The sequence below is a fragment of the Bradyrhizobium sp. genome (genome assembly GCF_030693485.1).
Classification (GTDB): domain Bacteria; phylum Pseudomonadota; class Alphaproteobacteria; order Rhizobiales; family Xanthobacteraceae; genus Bradyrhizobium.
This window is the reverse complement of sequence record NZ_JAUYAN010000074.1, coordinates 1-7790: the sequence shown is the minus strand read 5'-3', so window position 1 is coordinate 7790 and position 7790 is coordinate 1. Positions and strand designations below refer to the sequence as shown.

Annotated in this window: 6 protein-coding genes and 2 pseudogenes; 5 read left to right on the top strand and 3 right to left on the bottom strand. The window is 65.6% G+C overall.

Annotated features, from left to right (window positions below):
- From Q8N40_RS05530 to Q8N40_RS05520, 3 genes and pseudogenes are all read left to right on the top strand, one after another.
- Nucleotides 1-415: pseudogene (locus Q8N40_RS05530) on the top strand (hypothetical protein); the annotation flags it as partial.
- A gap of 1 nt (nucleotide 416) precedes the next feature.
- Nucleotides 417-1553, top strand: coding sequence for an ABC transporter permease (locus Q8N40_RS05525; RefSeq protein ID WP_305319021.1), 1137 nt, complete (start codon nucleotides 417-419; stop codon nucleotides 1551-1553).
- Between the two features lie 2 nt (nucleotides 1554-1555).
- Nucleotides 1556-2278 (top strand): ABC transporter ATP-binding protein, encoded by a 723-nt coding sequence (locus Q8N40_RS05520; protein WP_305319022.1) that lies wholly within the window; start codon nucleotides 1556-1558, stop codon nucleotides 2276-2278.
- Nucleotides 2279-2482: 204 nt separating this feature from the next.
- On the opposite strand, the gene Q8N40_RS05515 is transcribed toward Q8N40_RS05520, so the two are convergent.
- The 3 genes from Q8N40_RS05515 to Q8N40_RS05505 all read right to left on the bottom strand — a co-directional run bounded on the left by Q8N40_RS05515 (nucleotide 2483) and on the right by Q8N40_RS05505 (nucleotide 6333).
- Nucleotides 2483-4525 carry a pyrroloquinoline quinone-dependent dehydrogenase gene (locus Q8N40_RS05515; protein WP_305711096.1) on the bottom strand — a complete coding sequence of 681 codons (2043 nt, stop codon included), beginning with the start codon at nucleotides 4523-4525 and terminating at the stop codon, nucleotides 2483-2485.
- A 48-nt stretch (nucleotides 4526-4573) separates the two neighbouring features.
- Nucleotides 4574-6070, bottom strand: coding sequence for a caspase family protein (locus Q8N40_RS05510; RefSeq protein ID WP_305711095.1), 1497 nt, complete (start codon nucleotides 6068-6070; stop codon nucleotides 4574-4576).
- 83 nt (nucleotides 6071-6153) lie between these two features.
- Nucleotides 6154-6333: a hypothetical protein gene (locus Q8N40_RS05505; protein WP_370870804.1), complete on the bottom strand. Its 180-nt coding sequence runs from the start codon at nucleotides 6331-6333 to the stop codon at nucleotides 6154-6156.
- 218 nt (nucleotides 6334-6551) lie between these two features.
- Between Q8N40_RS05505 and Q8N40_RS05500 the strand changes: the two genes are divergently transcribed.
- Entirely contained in the window at nucleotides 6552-6953 is a 402-nt protein-coding gene (locus Q8N40_RS05500; protein WP_305711094.1) for a hypothetical protein, read from the top strand.
- 167 nt (nucleotides 6954-7120) lie between these two features.
- A pseudogene (locus Q8N40_RS05495) lies at nucleotides 7121-7790 on the top strand (GNAT family N-acetyltransferase); the annotation flags it as partial.

The following is a 7790-nucleotide window of genomic DNA, read 5'->3' as shown; positions in this document are numbered from 1 at the left end:
CGCCTTTGTGCGCCTGAGATCCGAACCGAACCGCACATTCGAGACGGAAGTCGTACGTATCGATCAGGAGAACGACCGTCTCACCGAAGAACGCCGCGTTTATGTGCGGTGCAGGGTCTGCAATCCCGAGCACCAGATCCGGTACCTCGGCGAGCAGGCAGAAGTGGAAATCGTCAAGAAGATCATTCCGGCCGGTGTCTTTGTTCCGCTCAAATTCGTGGAAGGCTTCGACGGCCGGTCCGGCACGATCTGGACGCTGCAGAACAGCCGGCTCGCGAGGCAGCGGGTGACGCTGGGCGAGCGTCTGCTCGACGGGATGATCCAGATCACTTCCGGCATAGAGGGCCAGGTCGTGGCCGACGACCGGACCGGTCTGCGCGAGGGCCGCGCCGCACGCCCGAGAGATGGATCGTGACGTGAATCTCGCGCTCAAGGACATCCGCCACAATCTCGGCCGTTTTTTGCTGACGTGCCTCGGGCTCAGCCTGCTGCTCGGGATCGTGCTCGCCATGGTCGGCATTTATCGCGGTCTGGTCGTGGAATCGCTTGGCCTGGTGCGCGCCGCGGGCGTGCAGGTCTGGGTGGTGGAAGGGGGCACGCGCGGTCCGTTCGCAGAGGCTTCACGGCTGCCGGGCGACACGCGGGAAATCATAGCCGCGCAATGGGGCGTCGCCTCGGCCGGCAGTGTCTCCTATCAGAATATCGAAGCGCAGCATCTTGGCCAGACCAAACGCCTGATGGTCGTCGGCGCGCAGATCGCGCGACCGGGCGAGGCGCCGATGGTGGTCGAAGGACGGCCGATCCTGCGCAGCCGCTACGAGGCGGTCGCGGATCGCGGCGCGGGGCTCGCTGTGGGTGAGCAGATCAAGCTCGGACGCGATATGTTTACCGTCGTCGGGTTGACCAGCGGCCTCGTGGCCTCCGGCGGAGATCCCGTCATCTTCGTCACGCTGAGAGACGCCCAGAAGCTGCAATTCGACCTGGCGCCGGCGGCCGCGCGACGGGAATCCGTACGTTCTGCCGGCGCGACCGGAACGACCGACACGGTGAACGCCATCGTGGTCAGGCTGCTGCCGGGCGTCGATGCAAACCGTTTCGCGCAGGATATCGTGCGGTGGAAGCATCTTTCGGCGCTCACCCAGGACGACCAGGAAACCGTTCTCGCACGGTCGGTGATCGATCGTGCGCGCCGCCAGATCGGCTTGTTCACCGGTCTCCTGCTCACGGTGTCCACCGTCATCGTCGGCCTTATCATCTACACCATGACGATCGACAAGAAGAAGGCGATTGCGACGCTCAAGCTGATCGGGGCGCCCGACCGCCGCATCGTCGGGCTGATCGTCCAGCAGGCTGTTGCCATGGGAGTCATCAGCTTCCTTGCCGGCGCCGCACTGATCGGCGCGGGTCACGGCTATTTTCCGCGCCGCGTGGTTCTCGAGCCGGCGGACGCCGCGGCTCTGTTCGGGGTGGTGATTGTCGCGTGCCTGCTGGCGAGCGCGCTCGGTGTTCGCACGGCGCTGAAGATCGACCCTGCTTCGGCACTGGCAGGGTAGCCATGGCCGAACAGCCCGTCGTCGAAGTCAGGGGGATCAGCAAGCATTTCGGCGAGGGGCCGACCCGCGTCGATGCGCTTCGCGAGGTGTCGCTCGATGTCTATCCGGGAACCGTGATCGGCCTGCGAGGCCCGAGCGGATCGGGCAAGAGCACGTTGCTCAACGTCATCGGCTGCATTCTCGAGCCGACTTCCGGAAGCATGCGGCTCAACGGCGAACTGGTCTATGACGGCAAGTGGCTGCGCGCCGATCTGCGCGGACTGCGTCTGGAGAAGATCGGGTTCATCTTCCAGTCGCACAATCTTCTGCCGTTTCTCAACGCCTGGGAGAATATCGCGGTTACCCGCATCCTGGCCGGCGCGAGCCCGGCGCAGGCCAGGATCCGGGCAATCGAGCTTCTGACATATCTCGGTATCGAGCGCCGCCAGGACGCCATGCCCGCGGAGCTTTCAGGCGGCGAGGCGCAGCGCGTGGCGATTGCCCGCGCACTCGCCAACGACCCGCGCATCATCCTGGCCGATGAGCCAACCGCAGCGCTCGATTCGCAGCGCGCCGGCACCGTCATGGACATGCTGCGGAAAGTTGCGGAGGAACACCGAAGCGCCGTCATCGTCGTCACCCACGACGAGAAGATTTTCGATCGGTTCGACCACATCTATTCGTTGCGGGATGGCGCGCTTGAACCGCCGTCGGGAGTGGTTGCTGAAATTCCGGTTCAGGGATGATGTCCAGCCATCCAGTTCCGGGATTTGATCCAGATCAATGAAAGAACCGGCCGCGTTCGGGCAAAATTGCGCATTCTCTTGCCGAAGGATGCCGCCATGCCTCTCGATTCGATTCTGGTTTCTGTTGCTGTCGTCGCCATGTTTGTCGTGTTCGCGGGCGCCTTGTGGTGGGGCGACACCCAGGCGTGACCGCGTCTCGGTCGCTTATCCCGCGCGTTCGGGGAAGGCGGCTCGGCGAAGTCTGGCGCGGCGGCGCCAGCGCCAGATGGCGGCGGCCACCAACCCGATCGCGAGCGCGAACAGGATCGCCTTGCCCCAAAACCGCCCGCCGGGCCGGTCAATGGTGCGCGACCACAGCGAAATTGCCTCGCCCGGTCGCGCCAGCCGGAACGCCACCAGGCTGTCACCGATCGAGGTGCCGGATTCGGAATGACCCCCGGCGCCGATCGCGACGTATTGCTCGCCCTTCCAGAGATAGGTCATGGGATTGGCGACGCCGGGGACCGGCAACCTGCCCTGCCAGAGTTCTGCGCCCGATTTCGCATCGAAGGCGCGCAGGTAAGCATCCATCGCGCCGGTGAAGGCAAGACCGCCCGCCGTAATCACGAGACCACTGGCCAACGGCGTGCCGAAGCTGAACGCCATCCCGAGCGGCGCTCGATCTTCCACGGTGCCGACCGACGACTGCCAGAGAATTTTTCCGGCCTTCAGATCGACCGCGACCATCATGCCCCAGGGCGGCTTGTTGCAGGGCATGCCGAGCGGCGACGCCGCCAGCGCGCGCGTCATCGCAAACGGCGTGCCGCGCTGCGGTCCGAAATCATGGCCCGGCAGCGCCTTGTAGCCTTCCGCTTCATTGCGAGCTATCAGCTTGATGATCTGCACCGCACGGCTGGTGTTGGCATAGAGGATCTGGTTGACCGGATCGAACGCCGCGCTGCCCCAGTTCACGCCGCCGCCGGTCATCGGAAAAAACAGGCTGCCCTGCGTCGAGGGCGGCGTGTAGAGACCTTCGTTGCGCGCGGCGGCGAATTGCTCGCGGCAGACCGCGCGATCCCTGAACGGAATGAGACCGAACACGTCGTCAGGAGAAATCTTCTGCGGCACAAGCGCCGGCACGTGGGTGGGAAACGGTTGCGTCGGCGACAGCTGCTCGCCTTCCGCTCCGCCCTGCGGCACAGCTCGCTCCTCGACCGGCCAGACCGGCTTGCCGGTATCGCGGTCGAGCACGAAGACAAAGCCCTGCTTGGTCGGCTGGATCACGACATCGCGCATGCCATCACCGGTGTCGATCCGCGCCAGCGTCGGCTGCGCCGGCAGGTCGTAATCCCAGACGTCGTGATGCACGGTCTGAAACGACCACATGAGTTCGCCGGTCCCGGCGCGCAGTGCGACCACGGAATTGGCGTGCTCGTTGTTGCCGGGCCGCTTGCCGCCCCAGAAATCCGGACTCGGCGACGATGTCGGCAGGAACACCAGCCCGCGATCCTCGTCCACCGACATCGGCGCCCAGACATTGGCATGGCCGGCGATGATGCCGTTACGAACCAGCGGATCGAAACTCCAGCGCGGCCGGCCGGTCCTGGCGTCAAAGGCGCGCACCGTGCCGGGCGGTGCCTCGGCGCGGCGGTTGTCTGATATTGCGGAGCCGACAATGACGACGCCACGGCTCACCACCGGCGCGGAGGTGATCTGGAATTCGCCCGGCCAGTCCAGCTGGCCGGTCTCGAGTGTGATAGCGCCGCCGGTGCCGAAATCGGCACAGGGAATGCCGGTGCGGGCATCCAGCGCAATGACGCGGGCATCGTTGGTGCCCATGAAGATCCGCGCGCGGCAAGCCGAATTCGGCGCAAGCTGGTCGTCGACCCAGTAAGCGACGCCGCGGCAATTGTAGCGGTTGGCCGGCCGCTGCTCGGTGCTGATCCGGGGATCGTAACGCCACTTCTGCGCGCCGCTGCCGGGATCGAGTGCTATGACCTCGTTGAACGGCGAACAGAAGATCAGGCTGTCCTCAATCAGCAGCGGCGTTGCCTGAAACTTCGTCCGCTTCATCACCGCGGGCGCGCGGCGCTCGAGATCGCCGGTACGAAATTCCCACGCCTGCACCAGATTGCCGACATTGGCGGGCGTGATCCGGGCCAGCGGTGAAAACCGCATGCCGCCGCGATCGCCGCCCCAATGCTCCCAGGCCAGCGCCGGCGTAGCGGCGAGCATAAGCAAGACGATCAGCGTCGGAATTCGTCGCATGGCCCCTACTGCAATGGCGCCAGCGAACATCCGTTGCAAGGGCCAGCCTCAGTAGCCGCCCCTCGACCGGCCCTGGTGACCACCGCCTCGGTCACCGTAGCCGCCTCCGCCGCCGTAACCGCCGCCGACCCCGATGCCAATACCGATGCCGACCCGAGGTCCGGGCGCCGGCTCGTAATAGCGCGGCGGCGGTCGCCGAACGATCACGACATCGTCGTCGACGTAACGCGGTAGCGGCGCACGGTCGACGCGCTTCGGCGGAACCGGCTCGACGCGCTTCTTCGGCGGCGTGTCGACCTTCTTCAGCGGCACGATCGGCGTGGTGCAGGGACAGGTCGGGCCGAGCGAGGCGTTGATCGGCTGGGGCGAACCACCGGCGGCCGGGCCTGACGGCGCCGTACCCAGGGCATTCGCCGCGCCGCCACCGGCAGTAACCGCCGCGACGAAGTTCGGACGATTGCGCAGCCGCTCTTCCAGCTTGCGCGCGGTAGGGGTGAGGTCGCTGTCCGGAAACTGCGCGATGAAGGCGCGATAGCCGGACGCGGTATTCAGGATCACCGCTTCGTTCCAGGCCTTCATGCGGCGGTGACGAATCAGCCAGTCGCGCGCCTGAACGCCCAGCGGTGTTTGCGCGTAGAGGGTCGCGAAGGCGTCATAGGCCTCGTCGGTGCCGTCGGCGATGATCAGTTCGTTGGCGGCCTCGACCGGCTTGCCCTTCAGGTCACGCTTCCACTGGTCGACCGTTTTCTTGACGGAAGCGAGTTTGGGACCGGCAACCGCCGGACCGATGAACCGGAAGTCGTCGGTCAGCGAGGAACTGTCCCAGGGCGTCTGCCGCCCCTCGGTCACCTTGTTGACCGCAACGCGCACGCGCTTGAAGGTATCCTCGATCGAGAGCCCCGGCTCCTTGGCGACCGCGAGCAGCGCCGTGGTGTAGGGGCTGTTGGCGCCGCTGCCATCCTCGGCTTCGGCGCCGGGCGATGTCGAAAACGACATGAAGGTGCCGGGAGCGCCGGTCTTGGCGTCGACGATGGCGAGCCCGCGCGCGGCGGTCTTGCTGATGTCGGGGAACGGATTGTTGCGGCAGGAATCGAGCAGCAGGATGCGGGTCTTGCTCGGTACCGAGGCCAGCGTGTTCAGGATGTCGTTGAGCCGCACCGCCTGCAGCGGAATATCGGTTTCGCGCTTCGGATCGACGTCGACCGGCACCAGATAATTCTCGCCGTCGATCTGCAGGCCGTGGCCCGCATAGAACACCAGCGCGACGGTATCCGGACCCTTTGCCGCCATCCTGGCCGCGAATTCGCCGACCTTGGCGCGCAGTTCGTTCTGCGACAGATCGGCTGCCGTCAGCACCTCGAAGCCGGATTCGGTCAGCATCTGCGATACCGCCTTGGCGTCGTTGGCCGGATTGGGCAGTGGAACTACGGCGCGGTAGTTCGACTGGCCGATCACGAGCGCGACACGGTTTTCGGCAAGAGCTGCGTGCGAGCCCAGCAGGATCCCCGCGGCGAGAAATGTGTGGCGAACAACAGAGCTAATCATGGCGAACCTCCAAGCTGTCAAATTGGTCAGTCGTAGCGGCGCCGAGGTTCAAGCCCGGTCCGCGAATATCGCCGCTGTTTGGCTTATTTTGATTTTTTGGCAGGTTCCGCCGGCCGCGCGACGCCCCATGGGTCGTATTTTTCCCTGGATTCGGGAATCAGCTCGAGTGCGGCCTTGTAGGCCTTCTCGTCGACGACCGGCTTCTTCTCCTCGACTTTCGTGGTTTCCTGCCTCGGCCGGTTGGCCTGGGCGTAAGCGGGCATGGCCAGCAACGCCATCATTGCCGCCGCCATCGCCACCGTGAGGGTCTTCATCATCCGGTCTCCCTGCCATCTCGGCTCAACCTACCCCGCTCAGCGATCATGGCAAACCCGCCGGGTGGTGTGTCCCAAGGGACCCGGTTTCAGCAATGTTGATGATGCAGCAGCGCCAATTGACCGCAATGCGAGCAATTTTAACCGGCCCGGGATAAAAACGGCGGATGCGGCGGGTCATTATTCACCGGGTGTTGATGATGGTCGGCGTGGCGCTGGCACTGGCGGGCTGCGGCCTCGCCGACAGCCGCTCGCCGGCGCCCGAGTTCATGCGCAACAAGGCCGCCAAGCCACCGCCACCGGAACCGCCGCCCGACGTCAAGCGGCTGGTGCGTGAAAAACTGGATTCGATGTTTACGGTTGCCTCGAATCCACGCCGGGTCCGGGTATCGCCGCCAGTTCGCGAGGTCAGGGGCACGGGCTGGACCGCCTGCGTCGGCGCCGATCTGACCTCGGTGATCGGTAAACCGCTGGGCGCCGAGACCTATCGCATCACCATCAGCGACGGCACGATCACCGACCGCCCGCGTGACGACGACTGCGCCACCGAAACCTACGAGCCTATTTAGCGGCGGTAGCGCCGTCCGCATGGTCAATGCGCGGTTAACATTACCGCTCGAATTGCATCGCCGCGCAGGCGGGTTTTTCCAATCTTTTCCACTAGCTTCCCATCAACGCCATGCAGGAAGCGACGCCACGCGCGCGCTTCGATCATCGCGAACGGGGAAACGGGGACGTGATCGAGATAGCAGACAGAGCGGTGGTCCGTGGCACTTCGATGAGCGCGGGGAAGCGGCCACAGCCGGCAGCGGCTACGCGCGATGGCGCCGGCTTTGCGCCGCTCGCGGCGGTGCCCGCCAGCCAATGGCGCGCGCTTGCCGAACGCGCCAATGACCCGAACGGCTATTATCTGCCCGACTGGGAACTGGCGGTGAATGCCTCGGCGCGGGGCCGTACCGGCGTCTCGGCGCTCGCCGCATGGGGCGATGCCTCGCCTTCGTCCGACGGCGCGGCGCGCCTGATCGGCCTGTTGCCCGCGATCTCGTTGTGGCGCGCCTACAAGATTCCGCTTCCGGTTCTCGTCAGCGCCGATCCCTACGGCACGCTCGGCACGCCGGCGCTTGATCGCGAACGGGCCGAGGATGCCGCATCTGGATTGATGCGCGAGGCCCGAAAGGCCGGCGCCCATGCGCTGATCCTGCGCGATGTCGCACTCGACGGCGCCGCCATCAGGACTTTCTCCGAAGTGCTGCGGCAAGGCGGCCTGCGCCCGCGCCTGCTGCAATCCCATCTTCGCGCCTGTCTCGATGCCACGCGCGATGCCGGGGAATTGCTGCGCGACGCGCTCGGGCCGAAAAAACTCAAGGAGCTGCGCCGCCAGCGCAATCGGCTGGCCGAACACGGCG